This is a genomic window from Gilliamella sp. N-G2 (assembly GCF_002142215.1).
Taxonomy (GTDB): Bacteria; Pseudomonadota; Gammaproteobacteria; order Enterobacterales; family Orbaceae; genus Gilliamella.
In genome coordinates this window covers 36898-59617 of sequence record NZ_NAST01000012.1, presented here as the reverse complement: position 1 = coordinate 59617, position 22720 = coordinate 36898, and the positions used below count along the sequence as shown (strand labels likewise).

26 protein-coding genes are annotated in these 22720 nt (G+C 34.3%); 14 read left to right on the top strand and 12 right to left on the bottom strand.

Features of this window, described 5'->3' with window-relative positions; all coding sequences use genetic code 11:
- Positions 1-58 precede the first annotated feature (58 nt).
- Complete coding sequence (locus B6C99_RS07230) at positions 59-607, bottom strand: NADPH-dependent FMN reductase (RefSeq protein ID WP_086359229.1); 549 nt, start codon at positions 605-607, stop codon at positions 59-61.
- A gap of 82 nt (positions 608-689) precedes the next feature.
- A complete protein-coding gene (locus B6C99_RS07225) occupies positions 690-1232 on the bottom strand; it encodes a Dps family protein (protein ID WP_086359228.1) in 543 nt (180 codons plus the stop codon).
- Positions 1233-1499: 267 nt separating this feature from the next.
- On the opposite strand from B6C99_RS07225, the gene srlA reads away from it, so the two are divergent.
- From srlA to B6C99_RS07195, 6 genes are all read left to right on the top strand, one after another.
- Positions 1500-2048: a glucitol/sorbitol-specific PTS transporter subunit IIC gene (gene srlA / locus B6C99_RS07220; protein WP_086359227.1), complete on the top strand. Its 549-nt coding sequence runs from the start codon at positions 1500-1502 to the stop codon at positions 2046-2048.
- 32 nt (positions 2049-2080) lie between these two features.
- Entirely contained in the window at positions 2081-3076 is a 996-nt protein-coding gene (locus tag B6C99_RS07215; RefSeq protein ID WP_086359226.1) for a PTS glucitol/sorbitol transporter subunit IIB, read from the top strand.
- Between the two features lie 96 nt (positions 3077-3172).
- On the top strand, positions 3173-3541 hold the full coding sequence (srlB, locus tag B6C99_RS07210) for a PTS glucitol/sorbitol transporter subunit IIA (protein WP_086359225.1): 369 nt from the start codon (positions 3173-3175) through the stop codon (positions 3539-3541).
- 10 nt (positions 3542-3551) lie between these two features.
- Positions 3552-4331 carry a sorbitol-6-phosphate dehydrogenase gene (srlD, locus tag B6C99_RS07205; protein ID WP_086359224.1) on the top strand — a complete coding sequence of 260 codons (780 nt, stop codon included), beginning with the start codon at positions 3552-3554 and terminating at the stop codon, positions 4329-4331.
- Between the two features lie 75 nt (positions 4332-4406).
- Entirely contained in the window at positions 4407-4772 is a 366-nt protein-coding gene (locus B6C99_RS07200; protein ID WP_216819415.1) for a transcriptional regulator GutM, read from the top strand.
- A gap of 100 nt (positions 4773-4872) precedes the next feature.
- On the top strand, positions 4873-5652 hold the full coding sequence (locus B6C99_RS07195) for a DNA-binding transcriptional repressor (protein WP_086359223.1): 780 nt from the start codon (positions 4873-4875) through the stop codon (positions 5650-5652).
- Positions 5653-5854: 202 nt separating this feature from the next.
- On the opposite strand, the gene serA is transcribed toward B6C99_RS07195, so the two are convergent.
- Entirely contained in the window at positions 5855-7096 is a 1242-nt protein-coding gene (gene serA, locus B6C99_RS07190; protein ID WP_086359222.1) for a phosphoglycerate dehydrogenase, read from the bottom strand.
- Between the two features lie 60 nt (positions 7097-7156).
- Positions 7157-7819 (bottom strand): ribose-5-phosphate isomerase RpiA, encoded by a 663-nt coding sequence (gene rpiA / locus B6C99_RS07185; RefSeq protein WP_086359221.1) that lies wholly within the window; start codon positions 7817-7819, stop codon positions 7157-7159.
- A 208-nt stretch (positions 7820-8027) separates the two neighbouring features.
- Between rpiA and B6C99_RS07180 the strand changes: the two genes are divergently transcribed.
- The 4 genes from B6C99_RS07180 to B6C99_RS07165 all read left to right on the top strand — a co-directional run bounded on the left by B6C99_RS07180 (position 8028) and on the right by B6C99_RS07165 (position 11126).
- Entirely contained in the window at positions 8028-8933 is a 906-nt protein-coding gene (locus B6C99_RS07180) for a LysR family transcriptional regulator ArgP (RefSeq protein WP_034883838.1), read from the top strand.
- A gap of 83 nt (positions 8934-9016) precedes the next feature.
- The gene (gene hemE / locus B6C99_RS07175; protein WP_086359220.1) at positions 9017-10087 is read left to right on the top strand and encodes a uroporphyrinogen decarboxylase; all 1071 of its coding nucleotides are present in this window, start codon (positions 9017-9019) and stop codon (positions 10085-10087) included.
- Positions 10084-10677, top strand: a complete 594-nt coding sequence (locus B6C99_RS07170) for a YjaG family protein (RefSeq protein ID WP_086359219.1) — start codon at positions 10084-10086, stop codon at positions 10675-10677. Before hemE ends, B6C99_RS07170 begins: the two co-directional genes overlap by 4 nt.
- A 176-nt stretch (positions 10678-10853) precedes the next feature.
- A complete protein-coding gene (locus tag B6C99_RS07165; protein WP_086359218.1) occupies positions 10854-11126 on the top strand; it encodes an HU family DNA-binding protein in 273 nt (90 codons plus the stop codon).
- Positions 11127-11259: 133 nt separating this feature from the next.
- On the opposite strand, the gene ybaK is transcribed toward B6C99_RS07165, so the two are convergent.
- The 4 genes from ybaK to glyQ form a co-directional block, all read right to left on the bottom strand.
- Positions 11260-11745 carry a Cys-tRNA(Pro) deacylase gene (ybaK, locus tag B6C99_RS07160; protein ID WP_086359217.1) on the bottom strand — a complete coding sequence of 162 codons (486 nt, stop codon included), beginning with the start codon at positions 11743-11745 and terminating at the stop codon, positions 11260-11262.
- A 97-nt stretch (positions 11746-11842) separates the two neighbouring features.
- A complete protein-coding gene (locus B6C99_RS07155) occupies positions 11843-12667 on the bottom strand; it encodes a hypothetical protein (protein WP_086359216.1) in 825 nt (274 codons plus the stop codon).
- A gap of 59 nt (positions 12668-12726) precedes the next feature.
- Positions 12727-14799, bottom strand: coding sequence for a glycine--tRNA ligase subunit beta (gene glyS, locus B6C99_RS07150; RefSeq protein WP_086359215.1), 2073 nt, complete (start codon positions 14797-14799; stop codon positions 12727-12729).
- Between the two features lie 10 nt (positions 14800-14809).
- A complete protein-coding gene (gene glyQ, locus B6C99_RS07145) occupies positions 14810-15742 on the bottom strand; it encodes a glycine--tRNA ligase subunit alpha (RefSeq protein ID WP_065613767.1) in 933 nt (310 codons plus the stop codon).
- 202 nt (positions 15743-15944) lie between these two features.
- Between glyQ and envC the strand changes: the two genes are divergently transcribed.
- Both envC and B6C99_RS07135 read left to right on the top strand, forming a co-directional pair.
- Positions 15945-17156 carry a murein hydrolase activator EnvC gene (envC, locus tag B6C99_RS07140; protein WP_086359214.1) on the top strand — a complete coding sequence of 404 codons (1212 nt, stop codon included), beginning with the start codon at positions 15945-15947 and terminating at the stop codon, positions 17154-17156.
- Positions 17153-17968 carry a divergent polysaccharide deacetylase family protein gene (locus B6C99_RS07135; RefSeq protein WP_086359213.1) on the top strand — a complete coding sequence of 272 codons (816 nt, stop codon included), beginning with the start codon at positions 17153-17155 and terminating at the stop codon, positions 17966-17968. Before envC ends, B6C99_RS07135 begins: the two co-directional genes overlap by 4 nt.
- 6 nt (positions 17969-17974) lie before the next feature.
- Here B6C99_RS07135 and rapZ read toward each other — a convergent pair whose 3' ends face one another.
- From rapZ to dsbB, 4 genes are all read right to left on the bottom strand, one after another.
- Entirely contained in the window at positions 17975-18823 is an 849-nt protein-coding gene (rapZ, locus tag B6C99_RS07130) for an RNase adapter RapZ (protein WP_086359212.1), read from the bottom strand.
- A 101-nt stretch (positions 18824-18924) separates the two neighbouring features.
- The gene (locus tag B6C99_RS07125) at positions 18925-19521 is read right to left on the bottom strand and encodes an XTP/dITP diphosphatase (RefSeq protein WP_086359211.1); all 597 of its coding nucleotides are present in this window, start codon (positions 19519-19521) and stop codon (positions 18925-18927) included.
- Between the two features lie 77 nt (positions 19522-19598).
- Entirely contained in the window at positions 19599-20255 is a 657-nt protein-coding gene (gene rluA, locus B6C99_RS07120) for a bifunctional tRNA pseudouridine(32) synthase/23S rRNA pseudouridine(746) synthase RluA (protein WP_065613760.1), read from the bottom strand.
- Between the two features lie 74 nt (positions 20256-20329).
- Positions 20330-20863 carry a disulfide bond formation protein DsbB gene (dsbB, locus tag B6C99_RS07115; protein WP_086359210.1) on the bottom strand — a complete coding sequence of 178 codons (534 nt, stop codon included), beginning with the start codon at positions 20861-20863 and terminating at the stop codon, positions 20330-20332.
- A gap of 147 nt (positions 20864-21010) precedes the next feature.
- On the opposite strand from dsbB, the gene rluC reads away from it, so the two are divergent.
- Together rluC and B6C99_RS07105 are read left to right on the top strand one after the other, a co-directional pair.
- Entirely contained in the window at positions 21011-21991 is a 981-nt protein-coding gene (gene rluC, locus B6C99_RS07110) for a 23S rRNA pseudouridine(955/2504/2580) synthase RluC (protein ID WP_086359209.1), read from the top strand.
- A gap of 26 nt (positions 21992-22017) precedes the next feature.
- A complete protein-coding gene (locus tag B6C99_RS07105; RefSeq protein ID WP_086359208.1) occupies positions 22018-22677 on the top strand; it encodes a histidine phosphatase family protein in 660 nt (219 codons plus the stop codon).
- Positions 22678-22720: the final 43 nt, after the last annotated feature.

Below are 22720 nucleotides of genomic sequence, written 5' to 3'. Positions count from 1 at the left end.
ATAAATTTAATAATATCCACAATCAATTATATTGGTTGTGGATATTAAAATAAATCTATTAACTTAGCTTTTCAACCCATTTAGCATAACTATCAATAATTAATGCAAGAAATGACTGAGTTTTTTCATTAATATTACCATGTTCATCAAAAGCGGCAGTGATATTACCGACATAAGCTTCCGGTTGTTGTAAAGTTGGCATATCAAGAAAAACCAATGATTGTCGTAACTGGTGATTGGCACCGAAACCACCAATAGCTCCTTGTGATACTGAAACTACAGCCGCTGGTTTTTTTGACCAAACACTTTTACCATAAGGACGCGAACCTACGTCAAGTGCATTTTTAATAACAGCCGGTAATCCACGATTATATTCCGGCGTAACAAAAATCACACCTTCACAACTAGCAATAGCTTGGCGAAAGCGATTATAAGATGGTGGTGGCGTATCAATATCAATATCTTCGTTATAAAAAGGTAAATCACCAATTTCAATAATATTGAGTGAGAGTGATGCTGGTGCAATCTGTTGAAACACTTTGGCCACTTTTAAATTGTAGGAATCCTTGCGTAAACTACCAACAAGTACGGTAATTTTTTTACTCATTTGTAATTCTCCATAATGAGAAGAGAAAGAGACACAAAAATGTGTCTCTTAGTTAAAATGATCAATTATTATCACAAAACTTTTAGTGACCTGAAGAGTCTAATTTTCGGCTTGTTTCGAATAAGAACCAAGCGCGTTTTTCCGTTTGGTCTATCCATTCTTCAATTAAACTTGCCGTTGCTGAGTCATTATATTTATCACAAATATCATGAGCTACACGCATACGAGTGGTTAGTTTAATATTATCTTGGCATAGTTCCGCTATCATATCTGATGGCTCAACAAAATCAGCATCATTGTCAGAAATACTTTGTAACTTTGAAATATGACCAATAGAACGTAGAGTTGTACCACCTAATTTACGTACACGTTCGGCAATTGGATCGGTCATTGCAAATAATTCATCACCATGTTCATCTAACATTAAATGATAGTCACGAAAATGAGGGCCACTTACATGCCAATGAAAGTTCTTAGTTTTTAAATATAAAGCGAAAACATCGGCCAATACAGAATTCATCGCACCAGAAATATCTTTTGATGCCTTTTCACCTAAATCAGTTGGGAATAAAATAGCTGATTGTTGTAGTTTTTTTGCAGAAGCTGTATTTTTTGTTTTAGTCATATTAGATTCTCCTTTAAGTTGAAAAATAAAATAACTACATGATAACAACTTACGCCAACTCTTTATTAAAGTCCAATCAAAATGAGCTATTTTTAACTATTACTGCTATATCAACAATCTATGAATGGTTAATTTAATTATTTTTGCATTGCTTCAAATATTTTCTTTCAAATTAAAAGAAAATATTTCAAATTGTGATCTAGTTAAAGTTTTTTTAATTTCATAATTGTTAATATTTTTTTGCATTTTAACTCAATAGGAGAAAATATGATTGATACAATTGCATTTGGAGCCGAATGGTTTATCGGTTTATTCCAAGAAGGTGGTAAAGTGTTAGTCGGGATGGTCACCTCCATTTTACCTTTATTAATTTCATTATTAGTTGTTATGAATGCGGTTATCAAATTTATTGGACAAGACCGTATTGAACGTTTAGCACAAGCTTGTGCGGGTAACCCAGTTTCGCGTTATTTATTCCTTCCTTTAATTGGTACATTTGTATTTTGTAATCCGATGACGCTAAGCTTAGGTCGATTTATGCCAGAGTTTTATAAACCAAGCTATTATGCAGCATCTTCTTATAGCTGCCACTCAATGAATGGTTTATTTCCACACGTAAATCCAGGCGAACTTTTTGTTTACTTAGGGGTTGCTGCTGGGTTAACTACCTTAAATCTACCATTAGGTCCATTAGCTGTTAGCTATTTCCTTGTCGGTTTAGTTACTAACTTCTTTAGGGGGTGGATTACTGACTTTTGTACTGCCATTTTCGAAAGAAAAATGGGAATTAAATTAGATAGAAAAGTTCACTTATAACAATTCATCTATCACGATATAAGGAAAATAAAATGGCTAAATATATTCGTATTGAAAAAGGTGAAGCAGGTTGGGGCGGACCATTAGAACTTCCAATTGTTGCAGGTAAAAAAATTGTTTATATTGCGGCAGGTACTAGACCCGCAATAGTAGATACCTTAGTTAAATTAACTGGTTGGGAGGCAATTGACGGTTTTAAAGAAGGAGAACCACCCAAAGAGGAAATTGGTGTCGCAGTGATTGACTGTGGCGGAACACTTCGTTGTGGTATTTATCCCAAAAATCGAATTCCAACTATCAATATCCATGCAACGGGTAAATCAGGACCACTTGCTCAATATATTGTTGAAGATATTTATGTTTCAGCGGTCAAATCAAATAATATCAAATTGATTGAAAAAGAAGGCGAGGTTGTAAGTGAAGCTGTAAATCCTCAACAAAATGCTAAGGTATCAGAATTTAAAGATTATGATAGTAGCAAAAAAATCACTGAACAAAGTGATGGCTTATTAGCCAAAATTGGTATCGGTATGGGATCTGGTGTAGCAGTTTTCTTCCAAGCTGGTCGAGATACCATTGATACGGTTCTTAAAACAATTTTACCTTTCATGGCCTTTGTGTCTGCCTTGATCGGGATCATAATTGCATCAGGATTAGGTGACTTTATTGCTCATGGATTAGTTCCTTTAGCTGATAATCCACTTGGTTTAGTGATATTAGCACTAATCTGTTCTTTCCCATTACTTTCACCGTTCTTAGGGCCTGGTGCTGTCATTGCACAAGTTATTGGTACATTAGTTGGTGTTCAAATTGGGTTAGGTAATATTCCTCCTCATTTAGCATTACCAGCATTATTTGCAATAAATGCTCAAGCTGCATGTGACTTTATCCCTGTTGGTCTATCACTTGCGGAAGCGAAACAAGATACTGTTCGTGTAGGTGTTCCTTCAGTTTTAGTAAGTCGATTTTTAACTGGAGCACCAACCGTATTAATTGCTTGGGCTGTGTCATTATTTATCTATCAATAAATCATATTTAAGTGTCTTGGAATGAATATCATTCCTCTTTAGCAAATGGCGGAACTTAGACTTTCGCCTTAACTAAAAAATTAGAGAAGGTTAACGATGTCGAATGTTATCTATCAATCAAAAATTAATCAAATTGGTCAGTTTGCTCCAGATGCGTTAGCTGATGGCATGCTAATACTATTTAAAAATGGTGCACCATCAGACTTAGCTGATTACTGTTTTGTACATAGTCATGATGATTTAAAACAGGACATACAATCAGGTCAAGTTTTTCAAATTGGCAAACATGCTTATCAAATTACATCCGTAGGTGATGTTGCTAATACTAATTTTCGTGAATTGGGGCATATCACGTTAAAGTTCGATGGCAGTAATCAAGCAGAATTACCTGGAACCATCCATGTAAAAGGTGATATTCCAAATCAACTTTTTGTAGGTGATGAAATTAAAATTTTAACTAATTAAGGAGCAAAGAATGAAAAAAGTTGCAGTTATTGTAGGTGGAGGTCAAACTTTAGGTGAGTTTTTATGTAAAGGTATTGCTGATGCTGGTTATCGAGTAGTAGTTGCTGATCTAAATATTGATAATGCAAATAAAGTGGCAGAAGCTATCAATCAAAAACATGGAAATGGTACGGCTAAAGGGTTTGGTGTTGATGCAACAAATGAAGCGAGTGTGATCAAACTTGCTCAAAACGTTGATAGTACATTTAATCGTGCTGATTTAATGGTTTATAGTGCGGGAGTTGCTAAAGCTGCTCCTATTACAAACTTTACCTTAAGCGATTTCCAATTATCTGTGAATGTTAATCTTACTGGTTATTTTTTATGTGCCCGTGAGTTTGCTAAATTAATGCTAAAACATAAAATAGCTGGTCGAATTATTCAAATAAATTCAAAATCTGGTAAAGTAGGTAGTAAACATAATTCTGGTTATAGTGCAGCTAAATTTGGTGGCGTAGGTTTAACTCAATCATTGGCTCTTGATCTTGCTGATTATGGTATTACCGTAAATTCATTAATGCTAGGTAATTTATTAAAATCGCCAATGTTCCAATCCTTAATTCCTCAATACGCTAAAAAATTAGGTATTCCAGAAAGTGAAGTTGAGCAAGTTTATATTGATAAAGTGCCTCTTAAACGTGGTTGTGATTATCAAGATGTGCTTAATGTATTACTATTTTATGCAAGTGATAAAGCATCTTATTGCACAGGGCAATCAATTAATATTACTGGTGGACAAGTAATGTTCTAATTAAAATAAAATGCGGTAGTGTTAATTAACACTTTCGCATTCTTTATTTAGCATTAATGATCAATGGAGACAACCATGAATATGACGACAGCTTTAATTATTTTTGCTCTTATAGCATGGTGTGTTCAAATCGTTTTTAGTTGGTTGCAAATTCGCCGATTTAACTTAGCCTTTTTAGCAATGAAAAAGGGGCGATATTTAGGTGTTGGACGTAGCCAAACCAAATGGTTTAAGCCAAGAGTTTTAATTGCTATTTCTTTGGATGAAAACCAGAATGTAATTGATTCGGTAAGAATGAAAGGTATTACAGTATTTGCATTACCTAAACCTATCCTTCAATTACAAGGTTTTAATGCTAAAGAAATTATACCTGAAACGATATTTCCCAACGATCCAGCATCGCAAAGTGCGTTATCGGTAGCACTAACTGCGAGTAAATAGTAATCAACTTTTATTTTGAAAAGTATTTTCTTTTATATTGAATTATACTATCTTGCAATGTAAATGATCTTATTTACTATGAAAATAATGGAATCTCGGAATGAAAGTTAAACAACGACAAACTGCAATTTTAGAATATCTACAAACTCATGGACAAGTTAGTGTTGATGAATTAGTCGCACATTTTCGGACTACTGGAACCACTATAAGGAAAGATCTAACTCAACTTAATGAGGGCGGTTTAGTTTTACGAACTTATGGTGGAGCAATGTTGAATCGAGAAATCGGTGACAGAGCTATAGACCATAAAACCTACATAAATACCGCTTCTAAAAAAGCGATTGCACAAGAGGCCGCTAAATTGATTCATGAAGGTGATTCGATTATTTTCGATGCTGGCAGTACTGTTGCCCAGATGATTCCCATGCTAGCTCAATTTAATAATTTAACTATTATGACAAATAGTTTACATATGGTTAATGAACTCGTGGCAAATGATAACGATCAAACTATCATTTTAACCGGTGGTACTTTTCGACGTAAATCAGCCTCGTTTCATAGTAATCATGCATCAGCAATTGCAGCTTTTGAATCTTATACTTTTGATAAATTATTTATGGGGGCTGATGGTGTTGATGTTATTGGTGGTGTTACCACATTCAATGAAAGTTATCATGGGAGTGTGGCAATGAGTAAAGCCGCCGCCAAATTAATTTTACTGGTTGATTCAACCAAATTTGGACGACGTAGCCCGAATGTGGTTTGTGATATAGAATCAGTTAATACCATTATCACAGACGATAAATTAGATGATAAATATTATGATGCATTAATTGAAAAAGGTATCAAAGTAATAAAAGTAAAACCATTAGATAAGTAGGTATTTTTAAAATCTAAAAAAGTTGAGGGATGTATTTTTTTATACTCAAAATTGGCCATAAGTTAGATACTTTATCATAAATTATAGTAATATTATAAAATTGTTTTGATATTAACAAACCCTTTAAAACGTTTGAATAATTTCTGAACGTATTATTATACGCTCGGAAGTTATTATAATCGTCCGAACGTATTAGGTTAAACTAAAACAACAATCTTGCTCGAATTGTACCGTCTACATTTTTTAATTTCACCAGTAACTCTTCCGCTTTATTTTGTTCTACTCTATCAATATCAATAACTACATAACCAATTTTAGCATCAGTTTGTAAATACTGAGCTGAAATATTTAAACCTTGTTCCGCAAATAGTGTATTTATTGCCGTCAATACGCCGGGTTGATTGTGGTGAATATTGATAAAGCGACTAGAGCCTTTCGCCGGAATCGGTAAGGATGCTTCCGGAAAATTAACCGCCGAAAGGGTTGCCCCTGTGTCTGAATATTTTGCTAATTTAGTTGCAACTTCAATACCAATGTTTTCTTGGGCTTCACTAGTTGAACCACCAATATGTGGAGTAATAATCACATTATCGAATTTACACAGTGGTGATTCGAATGGGTCACTATTGGTTGCCGGTTCACTAGGGAAAACATCAATTGCTGCACCACTAAGTTTATTGTTTTCTAGTGCTTGAGTTAAGGCCTCGATATCAATCACACTACCGCGAGAGGCATTTATCAATATTGAACCTGATTTCATCATGTCGATTTCTGATTTACCAATCATCTTTATGGTGGTTGAATTTTCAGGAACATGCATGCTGACAATATCACTCATAGCAAGTAATTCTTTCATAGTTGAAATTTGTTTAGCATTACCTAAAGGTAATTTGGTTTCGATATCATAAAAATAAACATTCATGCCTAATGATTCAGCCAATACACTTAATTGACTACCAATATGCCCATAACCAATGATACCTAAATTTTTGCCTCGTGCTTCATGAGAGCCTGTAGCTAATTTGTTCCACTTACCTTGGTGAGCTTTGGCATTAGCTTCTGGCACACGACGAAGTAATAAGATGGCTTCGGCTAACACTAGTTCAGCAACAGAACGAGTATTGGAAAATGGTGCATTGAATACAGGAATTCCTTTAACTGTCGCTGCATCAAGTTCAACTTGATTAGTACCAATACAGAAACAGCCAATTCCCGCTAGTTTTGGAGCGGCATCAATGATATCTTTGGTCAAATGTGTTCTTGAACGAATACCAATAAATCTAGCATCTTTTAATGCCGCTTCGAGTTCGGATCGCGATAGTGCACCTTTATGATATTCGATGTTGTTAAAGCCTGCCGATTTAAGTGTTTCAATCGCACTAGGGTGAACACCTTCAAGTAATAGAAACTTATTTTCATCTTTAGTTAACGCTTGAACAACCATCTCTTCCTCTCTATTTTTTAATATTTAAATCAATTTATGATGCAAAATTAAAACTGCAATCTATTTTTTTGTTACTTCTTTTACGCCAGAACTGGTACCGACTAAGGCGATATCCGCTCCTTTATTGGCAAATAATCCCACTGTGACCACACCGGGTATACTATTAATTCGATCTTCTAATTCCATTGGTTTAGCAATGATAAGGTCATGAACATCTAAAATGACATTACCATTGTCGGTAACCACACCTTGCCGATAGATAGGTTTGCCACCAAGTTTGAATAATTCACGAGCAACATAAGAGCGCGCCATTGGAATCACTTCTACAGGTAGTGGGAATTTGCCGAGCACATTTACCATTTTGGATTCATCAACGATACAGATAAACTGTTTTGCCAGAGCCGATACAATTTTTTCTCTGGTTAATGCTGCACCTCCGCCCTTAATCATTTGCATATGATGGTTAATTTCGTCGGCGCCATCGACATAAATATCCAAGCTATCTACTTGATTGCAGTCTAATACTGGTATGCCATAGCTTTTCAATTTTTGGGTTGAGGCTTCTGAACTAGAGACAGTTCCTTTTATCTGATCTTTCATTGTAGCTAAGGCATCAATGAAGTGTGCTGCGGTAGATCCTGTGCCTACGCCGACTAATGAATCAGGTTTAACAAATTTTAGCGCAGACCAACCTACTGCTTTTTTTAGTTCATCTTGTGTCATGATATCACCGTGTGTAAATCCAATTTCGATAAAAAAAATAAAATTTTAAAAGCAAAATTATTTAAGATATGGCATAGTAAACAATTAGAAAGCAAAAATCATTAGTAATTTTAGAAAATCTATAAAGTTTTAAAACGATTTGAATTTTTTTGCAAAATTAAAGTAGCTTGAATGACCAAGCGTAGATTAAGTCATTAGTAAAGAGATTATGAAGCGTCCAGATTATAGAGCATTACAAGCATTAGATGCAGTGATAAAAGAACGAGGATTTGAACGAGCAGCCGATAAATTGTGTATAACACAACCAGCGGTTTCGCAACGTATTAAGCAATTGGAAAGCTTTTTTGGTCAGCAACTCTTAGTTAGAACGATTCCCCCAAAAGCAACTAAACAAGGGGAGCATCTTTTAGGATTATTGCATCAAGTAGAATTGTTGGAACAACAATGGTTAGGCGACAATGAACAAAATACGACACCACTATCATTATCCATCGCCATTAATGCAGACTCTTTAGCGACATGGTTTTTACCTGCTCTAAAACCGGTATTAGATAAAAATATTTTACGTTTTGATATTCAAGTTAAAGATGAAGAGCATACTTTAGAACTACTGCGTTTAGGAACGGTGGTTGCGGCTATTAGTATTCAACCTAATCCATTACCAGGTTGTTTATCGGATTTATTGGGTGCATTGGACTATATTTTTGTTGCTTCTCCGGAATTTGCCAAAAAATACTTCCCTAATGGCGTAACCCGTTCATCGCTGTTAAAAGCTCCAGCGGTAGCATTTGACCATTTGGATGACATGCATCAAGCTTTCTTGCAAGAGAACTTTAATCTTACTCCTGGTAGTGTGATTTGCCATATAACCAGTTCATCTGAAGCTTTTGTTCAATTAGCTAAACAAGGTTCTGCTTGCTGTATGATTCCGATGCTACAAGTCGAGCAAGAGTTAAAAAATGGTGAATTGGTTAATTTAACCGAAGGTTTATTCCAAAGACGAATGCTTTATTGGCATCGTTTTGCGCCTGAAAGTAGCGTGATGCAAAATATTTCCGAAACATTGATTCGGTACGCACAACGCATATTGTCACAACACCAAGAACGCAAATAAAAGTCAGATTAACTATTTTTATCTGATCATAGTATATTGTTCTATGTAATTTACCTTCTATTACTATTTATAGAGCTAAAAAAATGAACCAATTGAAAAACGACCGTTATTTACGAGCTTTACAATGTTTACCTGTAGATTACACGCCAATTTGGATGATGCGCCAAGCCGGTCGATACTTACCTGAATATCGACAACTTAGAGCTAAAGCGGGTGATTTCATGACCATGTGCCAAACTCCAGAACTGGCCTGTGAAGCGACGTTACAACCATTACAACGCTTTAACCTTGATGCCGCTATTATTTTTTCCGATATTTTAACTATTCCTGATGCAATGGGGCTTGGTTTATATTTTGAAACAGGCGAAGGGCCGAAATTTAAAAAAAAAATTTCTTGTTTAAATGATATAACCCAATTGCCAGTACCAGATCCAGAGCAATCGCTGACCTACGTCATGAATGCTATTCGCTTAACGAAGCAAGAGTTAGATGGTAAAGTCCCATTGATTGGCTTCTCTGGTAGCCCGTGGACGTTAGCTACATATATGGTTGAAGGTGGCAGCAGTAGGACATTCACTAAAATAAAGAAAATGCTTTATTGCGAACCTAAAGCACTACATTTACTATTAGAAAAATTAGCTAACAGTGTGGCACTGTATTTAAATGCTCAAATAGCGGCTGGCGCGCAATCAATTATGATCTTTGATACCTGGGGAGGAGCACTTAGTCACCAAAGTTATCGTAGTTTTTCTTTGCACTATATGCAATTAATTATATCGCAACTAAAACGTGGTAAGAAAAGCCAGAATATTACCTCTTATATTCCTGTGACGCTATTTACCAAAGGTGGTGGTTTATGGCTTGATGCGATTTCTAACTCAGGGGGTGATGCAATCGGTGTAGATTGGACAGTTGATTTGAATCAAATCGACCAAAAAGGTAATATTTCTATACAAGGTAATTTAGATCCGGCAATATTATATGCCAATCAAGAAACTATTGCGTCTAACGTAGAATCAGTTTTAGCGGAATTTGGTCACTATAATGGTCATATTTTTAATTTAGGTCACGGTATTCACCAAGATATTCCGATTGAGCATGTGCAATATTTAGTTGATGCAGTACACAAACAGTCAAAAAGGTTTCATTCATGATTAAAAATCCAGTTCAATTAAGGCTAGCAAAGTTGCCAGTCTGGAAGCAGCGTTTGTTTATGGTTTGTTTATGTGAACGAATGTATCCAAACTTTATTTACTATTGCAATTTGCAACATGAAGAACTGTCAGCTGTTGGATATAAAAAAATTCTTGATCTCATTTGGGAATCATTGTTAGTTGAAAATGTAAAAATCAATTTTGACTTACAACTCGAGAAACTAGAATCACTAATTCCAATCGTCAATGATGATAGCCCATATATGGTTTACCCTGCTATTGATGCTTGTCAGGCACTTAGTGAGATTTTACACTCTTTTATCAGTGGCGAAATAGTGGAACATACAGCCAGAGTTAGCAGTATCTCCGCAACTACTGTGGCGGAATTTGAAATGACCAAAGATAATATTGAACTGGCGGAAGAGGAACAATCATCTTTACCTTGTGTAATTGAAGAATTTGATTTGCAATGGGAAATATATCGATTATTAACTGATGAAAATAATGAAAGCAATGATTTGATTCGCGGCCTAAAAATGGACATTCGGTCAGCAAAAATTAGCAATATTGGTGTTTTTTTAAGCGATTAAATGGTTTGTTGAGTGATTTTTTTAAATTTTATTAAATTTTTCTTTAACATTGAGCAAATATAGACTACATTTAATGGCAATGTAATCTGAATGATGTTTACAGAAGCAAAATTAGATTATTAAATTTGCTTATAATGTTAACTTTAACAATAAAATAAATATGTAAGGATATCTCCATGAATAAAACAGAACTCGTAGATGCTATCGCTAGTAAAGCAGATATTACTAAAGTTGCCGCGAAAACAGCCTTAGAAGCAACTCTTGCTGCTATCACTGAATCACTAAAATCTGGTGAACCAGTTCAATTAGTTGGTTTTGGTACATTTAAAGTTAATTCTCGTAAAGCTCGTACTGGCCGTAATCCAAAAACTGGTAAAGAAATTAAAATTGCAGCAAGCAAAGTACCTGCGTTTGTTTCTGGCAAAAGTTTAAAAGAAGCAATCAAATAAATTTTTTTGTTTTTGTTAGTGAATTTGATAAAGCCATAACATAAAATGTTATGGCTTTATTTTTTTAGAATAATAAAATTATTCAATGATTTTATATGTTTATTTTTTAATGAATTTTTTCCGTTATCAATCATTAAACTGTTAATTTAGCAAATTTAGCCTTTAATTGAGTAGCTAAATCCTGTGGTGATATTTCTATTTCTAATCCTCTTTTACCACCTGAGACAAGAATGGTTGCATATTGTTCTGCACTATCATCAATAAGTGTAGGTAATGGTTGTTTTTGGCCTAAAGGACTTATACCTCCAACTATATAACCGGTCCTTTTTTGTGCTAGATTTGGATTGGTTAACTCTACTTTTTTACAATTAAGAACTTTAGCAACTAGCTTAAGATCCAATATGCAATCAACTGGTAATACACAAACGGCTAATGTTTTATTGTCACCATTTAAGCTTAGAATTAATGTTTTGAATATTTGACCTGAAACAATATTTAGTTCTAATCCCAATTTATTTGCAGCTTCTTGACCATAATGGATCTGATTAGTATCGTGTTGATATTGATGAATATTGAATTTAATCTTATTTTTTTTAAGTAATTCAATGGCTGGAGTCATAATATTAACCCTACAATATATATAACATGTGAGAATTAAATGTCGGATAATCCCTATTATTTTTTGATTAATAGAAATTATCCATGATTGAAATAGATTAAGAAATTATTTGTTGGTTTTGTTGATCGTTCTCATCTAATTTTGGTAATTCAATATTATTTTTTACAGTGTATAAGCGATAGAAAAAACTAAATACAAAGAAACTAATAATCGTAGATAATGTTGAGAAAATTACACCTACAATAATATTATTACCGAGTAATGCACTAAACCAATTAAGTACTATATTAATGAGTCCACTGATTAATACTATTAAAATAGGTGATTGCCAATTTGAAAATATGAATTTGTGACTATCAATGAATCTTTGTAAAAATGTTTTTGTACTTGGTTGTATTGTTGAAGCAAGGAAATAGTAAAAAAGAGAAAAGTAAATCAATGCAGCTGCAATAAGAAATAGTATTGTTGTAAGCAATCGTACTCTTTCCGATAATACGAAACTTAAAATAAACATTATCAATGAAAATAAAATAAATAGAGCAATTAATATTATAGAATAAATGATTGTATAACCTAATATATTTAGAGCAATAGGTAATAATCTTGGCAAGATTAAACTTGGATTGAGTTTATCATTAATCGATAAATTATAAAGAATAGCTAGTGTAATTGAGATACAAATTATGCATAAAATATATAGTAAGATTAAAGGTCTTATCAAATAGGTAAATACTTGAGTTGGGCTCTGAATATAATAAAGTTGATTAATTATAAGATTTGGATTAAATACTAAGTTTGAAATAATAGTACTGAATAATGCAAGAATAATACTTACAATTGCTATTAATAAAATTCGATTTCGAATAAAGTCAACAGTTTGTTCAAAAGTAACAGAAAAAGATAAATTATTTTGTGAGTTCATCGTTATTCCTTATTGGTGGTTATATGACTATTTCCACAGTGTAAAATTTAATTAAATAATTATGATTGCAGTAAAGAAATATCGGCAACTTTCAAAAACAAATTTTGTAATTTCTTTAAAAGAGCCAATCGGTTTAGTTTAATTTTTTCATCATCAACCATAACCATTACTTTTTCAAAAAAGGTATCAATCGGTGCTTTAAGTGATGCTAATTCAATTAAAGCGTCTTGATAACGACCTTCAGAAAAGTAAGGTGCTAACTTGTCTGTCAATATTGCTATTTGCATGGCTAGATTGCCTTCTGCACCTACCTCAAGCAGTGAAGCATTGATATTTTCAGGGATAGCGTGTTCGGTTTTAGACAAAATATTTGATACGCGTTTATTTGCTTCGGCTAACGAAGAAGCTTCAGGTAATGTTCTAAAATGTGTTACCGCATTAACGCGAGTATCAAAATCTGCAGGCTTGGTTGGATTAATTGCCAAAACAGCCTGAATGGTATCTATAGAAAATCCTTTTTCTTGATACCATGCTCGGAATCGACCTTGCATAAAATTGACAATGTCTTCAACGACATTTTTATTGGTTAACTTATTACCATATAATGATGCGGCAAAAGTTGTTAGCTCAACTAATTCAATAGGTAAGCTTTTTTCAACAATGATACGTAATATACCAATTGCCGCACGGCGAAGTGCAAATGGGTCTTTATCACCTTTCGGGTGTTGGTCAATACCAAAAATACCGGCTAATGTATCCATTTTTTCAGCAATTGAAACTGCACTAGAAACAGCAGTACTTGGCAGTTCATCACCTGAAAAACGAGGTTTATATTGTTCTTCAATAGCTGTGGCAACTTCGATACTTTCACCATCTTTAATCGCTAAGTATCGTCCCATAATGCCTTGAGTTTCAGGAAATTCAAATACAGTATTGGTGACTAAATCACATTTAGTTAATTTTCCTGCTCGTTTGGCTTGTTCAACATTAGCTCCAGTTTTTTCAGCAATAAAACCAGATAAGGCTTCAATACGGAGTGCTTTATCTTTAACTGTACCTAGTTGTTGTTGGAACAAAACGGTTTCAAGGCGAGGAAGACGCTCTTCTAAGCTTTGCTTCAAGTCTGTTTTATAAAAGAATTCAGCATCTGCTAAACGTGGACGAACGACTTTTTCATTCCCAGAAATAACAACTTGCGGATCTTTGGACTCAATATTGGCAACAAAAATGAAATTTGGTAACAATTTTCCTTGTTTGTCATAAACAGGAAAATATTTTTGATCGCCTTTCATGGTATATACCAATGATTCAGCTGGAACCTCTAAAAATCTTTCTTCAAATTTAGCAGTCAATACCACTGGCCATTCAACTAATGATGAAACTTCTTCAAGTAAGCTTTCGGTTAAGTCTGCTTTACCATTAAGTTTAGCTGCTGCTTCTTCAGCTTGCTGTTTAATGATTGATTTTCGCTTGTCATAGTCAGCGACGACTTTTCCGCGTTGCTCAAGAATTTCTGGATATTGGTCAGCATTATCAATAGTAAATTGTTGCTCGCCCATAAAGCGGTGACCACGAATGATTCGGTTTGATTCAATATCTAAAATGATACCTGGTACTAGTTCATCGCCATATAACATAGTGACTGTATGACTAGGTCGAATAAATTCAACTTGACGAGCTGCCCAGCGCATCGGTTTAGGAATCGGCAATTTATTTAAGGCATTTTTAACCATATCACAAAGTAAATTGACAACAGGTTGACCTTTTTGATTGTGAGTATAAGATAGCCATTCGCCTTTATCGGTTTGAATTCGTTCTGCTTGTGATATATCAATCCCACAACCACGAGCCCAACCTTCTGCTGCTTTTGTCGGACTACCATTTGCATCAAATGCTGCACTTACTGCTGGTCCCCGTTTAACAATTTTGCTATCTGGTTGAGTATCATTTAAATTCAAAACTTTTAATGCTAAACGGCGTGGTGATGCATACCAAAGTACTTCACCATGTTCTAAATTAGCATTATCAAGTTGTTCAATAAAATTAGCTGCAAAGCTTTCAGCTAAAGTACGGAGTGATTTTGGTGGTAACTCTTCAGTACCGATTTCCACTAAAAATGTTTTTTGCATAATATATCAACTCCTACTTTGCTGCATTTGTTTTAGAACTTGAATTTTGGCACATTGGAAATCCTAGTGCTTCACGAGATGCGTAATATGCTTCAGCCACCATTTTGGTTAGTGTTCTGATTCGCAATATATAACGTTGGCGTTCGGTTACCGAAATTGCTTTACGAGCATCTAATAAATTAAAACAGTGAGCTGCTTTCAAAATACGTTCGTAAGCTGGTAACGGTAGTGGTTTTTCTAATTCAAGTAATAATTTTGCTTCTTTTTCATGTTGTTCAAAACAATAAAATAAGAAATCAATATTAGCGTATTCGAAATTATAGGTTGATTGTTCGACTTCATTTTGATGAAAAACATCACCATAAGTAGTTTTACCAAATGCTCCATCGCTCCAAACTAAGTCGTAAACACTATCTACACCTTGGATATACATTGCTAGTCGTTCTAATCCATAGGTAATTTCACCGGTGACTGGTTTACATTCAAGCCCACCGACTTGTTGGAAATAGGTAAATTGCGTCACTTCCATGCCATTTAGCCATACTTCCCAACCTAATCCCCATGCACCTAATGTTGGGTTTTCCCAGTTATCTTCTACAAAACGAATATCGTTGATAGTTGGATCAAGACCAAGTTCTTTTAAAGATCCTAGATAGAGTTCTTGGATGTTATCTGGTGATGGTTTTAAGATAACTTGAAATTGATAATAATGCTGTAACCTATTTGGGTTTTCACCATAACGACCATCAGTTGGGCGGCGAGATGGTTGAACATAAGCTGCATTAATTGGTTCCGGACCAAGTGCTCGTAGACAGGTCATTGGATGAGAAGTACCAGCACCGACTTCCATATCTAATGGCTGAATCACTGTACAACCCTGATTAGCCCAGTAATCTTGTAACGTAAGTATTAAACCTTGGAAGGTTTTGACATTAAACTTTTGCATGATGTTATCTTTATGGTTGAATTAATTTTTCTACAAATTAAATAGTGCTACATTTTATACTTTTTATTAGAGCTTGTGAAATGCCTAATTACTTTATATTGATTAAGCTACACATGATAGTTTTCATTTTGCATCTTTAGCCATTTGTCGGTATAGTGAAGCCATCTATGTTGCTTGGTAAAAAATCAAAAATAAAAAGGCCATGTCTATTTATCATAAACTGTTGATTATATTTTTTATTGGATTAATAAATACACACTTTGTGTATGCAGATGATAATCAACAATTACAATCGTTACGTCGTTCAATCGAAGAACAAGAGAAACGTCTAGCAGAGCAAAAAAAAGAGCGAACGCAATTAATTAATGATCTTAAAGATCAAGAGACAAAAATAGCAAAATTACTAACATCAATTGAGAAAAATAGTCTTACACTCAAAAAGTTAGACAGTGAAATCATTTCTTTAATTAAACAAATCGATGATTTAAAAATTAAACAACAACAACAACGCAATGAGTTAGCAAAACAGTTAGAAAGTGCATTCAAGTTAGGAAAAAACACCAACTTTAAACTCATTTTTGCTAGCGAACAAAGTGAGCGTAATGAGCGTCTTATTACTTATTTTCGTTATATTAATGAGGCACGACAACAGCAAATAAATATGCTTCGCGAAACACAAGTACAACTTAGTGAAAAGAAAACGGCTTTGAAAAAGACACAGAGCACGCAAAAAACATTGAATACTAAACAGAAACAAGAACAGTTAGCCCTAGAAAAAAATCACCAAAATCGTAAAAAAACTATTAATCTGCTTGAATCCTCAATGCAGAAAAATCAACAGAAATTAGACGATCTAAAAGATAATGAAGCAAAATTACAGGCTAGAATAGCCCAAGCGGAACGAGAAAGCCAAAAAATAGCCGAAGAAGAGGCTAGGCAAGCAAAAAATATAGAAGAAAAACAACAAAAGAATACTAATTATACACTTAATGCCAACGAACGAGCATTAATGGCCCGAGTCAGTGGTATTGGTAAACCACAACACCAATTTAATTGGCCAGTAAATGGAAATACTGTTCATCGATTTGGTGAAGCATTACAAGGTGAACTTCGTTGGAAAGGGATGGTCATCGATGCTAGAGATGGTACTCAAGTTAAAGCCATTGCTGATGGACGAGTTATCTTAGCTAGTTGGTTACAAGGTTATGGATTTGTTGTTGCACTTGAACATGGTAAGGGCGATATGAGTTTATATGGTTATAACCAACGAGTTTTAGTTGAAGTAGGTGAAAAAGTTAGGGCTCAACAACCCATTGCTATTGTTGGCTCCAGTGGTGGTCAAAATACCTCTGGCCTTTATTTTGAAATTCGTCGAGATGGTAAAGCATTAGATCCAAGTGGTTGGCTAAAATGATAAAACATCTGTTAAAAATAGGAGTATTATTTTTATTATTTAATGCTAATAATGTATTAGCAGCAAAATTAGCATTAGTAATAGATGATTTTGGTTATCGCCAGCACAATGAAGAACAGATTATTTCATTCTCCAACAACATTACAATTGCCGTTCTACCTCATTCACCGAATGCTAGACGGATTGCGACCATTGCTCATGAACATGGTAATGATGTTATTATTCACTTACCCATGGCTCCTTTGGGGAAACAACCTCTAGAGAAAGATACTCTATTTCCCTATATGAGTGAGTTAGAAGTAAAAAGAATCGTTGATGATGCAGTCTCGCGTGTACCTTATGCGATTGGTGTGAATAATCATATGGGCAGTTTAATGACTGCAAATTTAAATGGTATGCATAACGTCATGAAGGCGTTAAGTCACTATTCAATGTTTTTTTTAGATAGTAAAACAATAGGTAAGACTCAAGTTAAAAATGCTGCAAGTGAATACAATATAGCGGTTATTGGACGCGATGTATTTTTAGATGATCAACAAAAAGAATATGCTATTGCTCAGCAGTTTGATTTGGCAATAAAAATAGCTCAAAAAAATGGACATGCCATTGCTATTGGTCACCCTCATCCACAAACCGTGAATGTCTTACGTACAAAATTAGCTAATTTACCTGACGATATTGAACTAGTAAAAGTTAGTCAGTTGATTACAACACCACTAACTAAAACTAAACTTAAACCGACAATTAAAGATATATTTGAAAAATATAAAAAACGATTTACAGATATATCAAATCTTAATTCTCTAGAATAACAACAGTTATTGCTTTTCAAGCGTACGATGACGAATTTGAACTTGTTTATTTTGCGCTTTAAAAAACTCGGCTAATTGTTCAGCGATAAATACAGAGCGATGTTGCCCACCAGTACAACCAATGGCAATAGTCAGATAGCTACGGTTATTTTTTTCTAACATTGGCAACCATTGTTGTAGATAATTGGCGGTTTGATAAATGAAATTCGCTACCTCATCATGTTTTAATAAATAGTTTTTAACGGGTTCATCTAAGCCGGTTAATGGTCGTAAATTGATATCCCAATGGGGATTCGGTAAAAATCTAACGTCAAACACAAAATCAGCATCGACGGGTAAACCATGTTTAAATCCAAATGATTCAAAGATCATGGTTAATTCTCGTTCTTTCTTACCTAAAACTCTGGTTCTAAGAATAGTTGATAACTCATGAACCGAAAGGTTGTCGGTATTTATCATCAAACTCGCATGTGATTTTAATGGCTCTAAGTAAGCCTCTTCAAGATCGATGGCTTCTTCTAATGAATATTTTTGATTAGTAAGGGGATGTATTCGTCTGGTTTCGCTATAACGTCGAATTAGTGTATTACGACTACAATCAAAAAAGATTATTTCCGGTGTAACCGAAGAGGGTAAGCGTTGGAGGACATCATGATTAAAATCAAAATTATCAGGCAAATTTCGAATATCTAGACTGACCGCAACAGGGGTATTATTATCTTTTAATGATTCAGCCAGTTGGGGCAATAACGCAATAGGAATATTATCAACACAATAAAATCCCATATCTTCTAGTGCACGTAATGCAATTGATTTTCCTGAACCTGAACGGCCACTTACTATCAATAATATCACAATATCAACTCCAAAATAATTGGTGTTCTAGTATATACTGTTTAGTTCAAAATGTGCAATTATTGGAAATAAGTAGTGAGCTGAAAAGCCAGATTATCTGGCTAATACTCAGTTTTTATTTTGGCGATTAATTGTTTAAGTGCCTGTCCTCGATGAGAAATTTGGCTTTTATGTTCTTTAGTTAGCTCTGCGGCACTACAATTAAGTTCTGGAACAAAAAATAATGGATCATAACCAAATCCACCATTGCCATGCGGTTCATTCAAAATTAATCCATTCCATTTTCCTAAGCAGATAATAGGGGTTGGATCGTTTTCATGTCGCATAAAAGCAAGCGCACAGTAGAAGTATGCAGTTCTTTTTTCTTTTGCTACATCCTTTAATGCAAGTAATAATTTCTCATTATTACTTTTATCATTGCCATGTTCTCCAGCATAACGAGCTGAATATATTCCTGGCTGACCATTTAGTGCATCAACAACTAAGCCAGAATCATCTGCAATCGCAGGTAATTTTGTCAATTTTGCAGTATGTCTAGCTTTTAAGATAGCATTTTCAATAAATGTTAAACCGGTCTCTTCAGCATCAGGAACATTGAATGCACTTTGGGCTACAACATCAAAGCCAGCACTGGCTAAAAGCTGTTGTAATTCATTAACTTTTCCTTGATTGTTGGTAGCTAAAACAATTTTTTGCATTTTATGACTCCATAACTAATTTGTGTTATATCGCTATTAGTAAGTTAAATATTACTAATAGATATATTGTTTAAAATTTAAAAATCTGGTTCACAACAAAATGTCATACTTTCCCCTGTTTTGGGGTGATTTATTGTAAGTCGTTGTGCATGTAACAATAATCGTTTTGACATCGAAAATGCTTCAGGATGAGCATAAAATTTATCCCCTAGAATGGGATGTCCGATTGCTTGCATATGAACTCGTAATTGATGGGAGCGTCCTGTAAACGGAAATAGTGCAACTCTAGTGGTATTATCATCATTACGGGAAATAACTTGATAATGGGTTAATGCATATTTGCCATTTTCGTGATCAACCATTTGTCGTGGACGATTAGGCCAATCACAAATTAATGGTAACTCGACTTGGCCAATATCATTTTCAAGATGGCCATGAACTATGGCAATATAAGTTTTTTTCGGTATTCGTTCGCGGAATTGTTTTTTAATTTCTCTATCAGCCAATTTTGATAAAGCCGCAACCATGATTCCACTGGTCGCCATATCGAGACGATGGACTGATTCAACATAACTATATTTTTGTTGTAAGCGATGAATAATGCTATCTATAAATTGTGGCTTATTGCCTGAAACAGATAATATACCGGGTTGTTTATTCACAACAACAATATGATCATCTTGATATAAAATAGATAGCCACGGATCAATGGGGGGATGATATTCCAAAAGCATGTATGTGTGATAATTTGTAAAATTAAATTGCCACACATTCTAACAAACTCAACAAAAAGTGTCAGTCGAAAAGTTTATTTACTCCAGATTGACTTTTTACTCGGTGAAAAGAGTTGAGAGAAGAGTATCACCAAACTCACTAAAAGGTAACAAGCAAAAATAATGATCATCCATTGCGACATTTCAATAGTTAAAAAAGACCAAATTTTGTCTGCACATGAGCCATAAGCATTAAACATGCTTGGTAACCATTCATTTAATGCTAGCCAAGAAGGAAATTGCACATTAATAGCACAGGTATCACCTAGATTTGGTTCAAACTGTAAATGGGCATGAAACATTGCTAAGTTAAAACCTTTAACGGCACTAAATAACCATACCAAAATACCCGCTAAACGAAAAATTAGTTTGCTAGGCGCAATCAGCCCAATTAAGCTACCAAGCATAATGCCGTAAATTGCACAACGTTGATAAATACATAATGTACAAGGGGCTAGACCTAAGCCATGTTGAAAATAGAGAGCGGTTATTTCAAAAATAAAGGTGGAAAGAAATAATAAAAACCAAGCAACTCTACCGCGAGAGTATTGATTGAGCAGAGATAACATACTGTTTTATTCCTCCGGATTCCGTTATAATCATATTAAATTCATTTTATTGAAATTAATCGATATTAATTTTTAGCCAGTAGTGTAGTTTATTTTTTAATAATGTGAAACGACTTTTATTTATTAACGGTGGATTAATCTTTTCTTATGAACTCAAAAGTTCAACAAACAAAACAACAAGTCTCATTTGTCACAATTAGTGAAGAAAATGAGGCTCAACGCATTGATAATTTTCTCATTACATATCTTAAAGGTGTGCCTAAGAGTATGATTTATCGCATACTTAGAAAAGGTGAAGTCCGTGTTAACAAAAAAAGAATAAAACCAGAATACAAGTTAGCTATCGGTGATGAAGTGCGTATTCCGCCTATACGCGTTTCTGAAAAAACGGTGCCTGAGATTTCCACAAAACTAAATAAAGTTGCTGATTTGGAGAAGGCGATCATTTATGAAGATGATGTTATTCTGGCCATTAATAAACCATCTGGAATTGCCGTACATGGTGGTAGTGGTCTAAGTTTTGGTGTTATTGAAGGATTAAGAGCCTTACGACCAGAAGCAAAATTTTTAGAATTAGTGCATCGAATTGACCGCGAAACATCAGGTATTTTATTGATTGCGAAAAAGCGTTCTGCGTTAAAGTCACTGCACGAACAATTACGTTTGAAACAGATGCAAAAGAATTATTTAGCTTTAGTGAAAGGTAATTGGCCTTCTGAATGCAAAGTTGTACAAGCACCATTACTAAAAAATGTTCTTAAAAGTGGTGAACGAGTGGTTAAGGTCAATGCCGAAGGTAAACCTTCAGAAACGAGATTTAAAGTAGAAGAACGTTTCGGTTTTGCAACCTTAGTTAAGGCGAGCCCCGTAACTGGTCGTACTCATCAAATTCGTGTGCATACTCAATATGCTAATCATCCAATTGCATTTGATGATCGCTATGGTGATAGTCAATTTGATGCGTTATTAGCTGATAGTAAACTTAATCGATTATTTTTACATGCCGCTAATGTAAAATTTATTCATCCGAAAACTTTACAAGAGATGCAATTAAATGCTCCGTTGGATGATGTATTGCAAAATTGTTTGACAAAGATTAGAGATGACAAACATCAACAAACAGAATGATTAAAATGAGAAGGTAATTAATAAGCATGAAAGATCTTAATTTATACTTAATTAGACATGGTCAAACAGAATGGAATATTAAAGATCAGATGCAGGGGTCACAAAATTCACCTCTTACTGAAAATGGCATTTTAGGTGCCAAAATAACCGGAAAGCATCTAAAAAATACGCCATTTATACAAGCCTATTCTAGCCCTCAACAACGTGCTATGGAAACTCGAGATTATATTATTCATGAAAATGACAATGTCATACCTAGCACTGAGCTTGATAATTTACGAGAAATGGATTTTGGCATTTGGGAAGGAAAGCATGTTCCTTTATTAAAAAAAGAAATCCCCGAATTTACAACTTATTTAACCGATCCAGGGAACTTTGATGCCTCTATTAACCAAGGTGAAAACTACCTTGATATACTTTCTCGCATGAAAGAGGCATTAAACGTTATTGTAAAAAATGCACCACAAGATAAAGGTAATATTTTAGTGGTATCACATGGTACGGTGTTACGAATATTACTTTGTGTTTTAAATGGTGGAGATTGGCGTCGACATCGAGATCAAGATTATTTTCCTCGAGTGTTAAATACTAGTATTAGTCTAGTTAACTACAAACAAACTGAAGATAATCCAGAAGGTGAATTTTCAGTTAAGTTTTATAATAATGTTGATCATTTAACCAATTAATTACCGTTATTTTTATCATGTTTTCTCGGCTAATGCTAATTAA

Excerpts from the sequence above, each read along its gene's own strand:
- B6C99_RS07230 (WP_086359229.1), bottom strand. The coding sequence starts at position 607 with ATGAGTAAAAAAATTACCGTACTTGTTGGTAGTTTACGCAAGGATTCC.
- B6C99_RS07225 (WP_086359228.1), bottom strand. The coding sequence starts at position 1,232 with ATGACTAAAACAAAAAATACAGCTTCTGCAAAAAAACTACAACAATCA.
- srlA (WP_086359227.1), top strand. The coding sequence starts at position 1,500 with ATGATTGATACAATTGCATTTGGAGCCGAATGGTTTATCGGTTTATTC.
- B6C99_RS07215 (WP_086359226.1), top strand. The coding sequence starts at position 2,081 with ATGGCTAAATATATTCGTATTGAAAAAGGTGAAGCAGGTTGGGGCGGA.
- srlB (WP_086359225.1), top strand. The coding sequence starts at position 3,173 with ATGTCGAATGTTATCTATCAATCAAAAATTAATCAAATTGGTCAGTTT.
- srlD (WP_086359224.1), top strand. The coding sequence starts at position 3,552 with ATGAAAAAAGTTGCAGTTATTGTAGGTGGAGGTCAAACTTTAGGTGAG.
- B6C99_RS07200 (WP_216819415.1), top strand. The coding sequence starts at position 4,407 with ATGAATATGACGACAGCTTTAATTATTTTTGCTCTTATAGCATGGTGT.
- B6C99_RS07195 (WP_086359223.1), top strand. The coding sequence starts at position 4,873 with ATGAAAGTTAAACAACGACAAACTGCAATTTTAGAATATCTACAAACT.
- serA (WP_086359222.1), bottom strand. The coding sequence starts at position 7,096 with ATGGTTGTTCAAGCGTTAACTAAAGATGAAAATAAGTTTCTATTACTT.
- rpiA (WP_086359221.1), bottom strand. The coding sequence starts at position 7,819 with ATGACACAAGATGAACTAAAAAAAGCAGTAGGTTGGTCTGCGCTAAAA.
- B6C99_RS07180 (WP_034883838.1), top strand. The coding sequence starts at position 8,028 with ATGAAGCGTCCAGATTATAGAGCATTACAAGCATTAGATGCAGTGATA.
- hemE (WP_086359220.1), top strand. The coding sequence starts at position 9,017 with ATGAACCAATTGAAAAACGACCGTTATTTACGAGCTTTACAATGTTTA.
- B6C99_RS07170 (WP_086359219.1), top strand. The coding sequence starts at position 10,084 with ATGATTAAAAATCCAGTTCAATTAAGGCTAGCAAAGTTGCCAGTCTGG.
- B6C99_RS07165 (WP_086359218.1), top strand. The coding sequence starts at position 10,854 with ATGAATAAAACAGAACTCGTAGATGCTATCGCTAGTAAAGCAGATATT.
- ybaK (WP_086359217.1), bottom strand. The coding sequence starts at position 11,745 with ATGACTCCAGCCATTGAATTACTTAAAAAAAATAAGATTAAATTCAAT.
- B6C99_RS07155 (WP_086359216.1), bottom strand. The coding sequence starts at position 12,667 with ATGAACTCACAAAATAATTTATCTTTTTCTGTTACTTTTGAACAAACT.
- glyQ (WP_065613767.1), bottom strand. The coding sequence starts at position 15,742 with ATGCAAAAGTTTAATGTCAAAACCTTCCAAGGTTTAATACTTACGTTA.
- envC (WP_086359214.1), top strand. The coding sequence starts at position 15,945 with ATGTCTATTTATCATAAACTGTTGATTATATTTTTTATTGGATTAATA.
- B6C99_RS07135 (WP_086359213.1), top strand. The coding sequence starts at position 17,153 with ATGATAAAACATCTGTTAAAAATAGGAGTATTATTTTTATTATTTAAT.
- B6C99_RS07125 (WP_086359211.1), bottom strand. The coding sequence starts at position 19,521 with ATGCAAAAAATTGTTTTAGCTACCAACAATCAAGGAAAAGTTAATGAA.
- rluA (WP_065613760.1), bottom strand. The coding sequence starts at position 20,255 with ATGCTTTTGGAATATCATCCCCCCATTGATCCGTGGCTATCTATTTTA.
- dsbB (WP_086359210.1), bottom strand. The coding sequence starts at position 20,863 with ATGTTATCTCTGCTCAATCAATACTCTCGCGGTAGAGTTGCTTGGTTT.
- rluC (WP_086359209.1), top strand. The coding sequence starts at position 21,011 with ATGAACTCAAAAGTTCAACAAACAAAACAACAAGTCTCATTTGTCACA.
- B6C99_RS07105 (WP_086359208.1), top strand. The coding sequence starts at position 22,018 with ATGAAAGATCTTAATTTATACTTAATTAGACATGGTCAAACAGAATGG.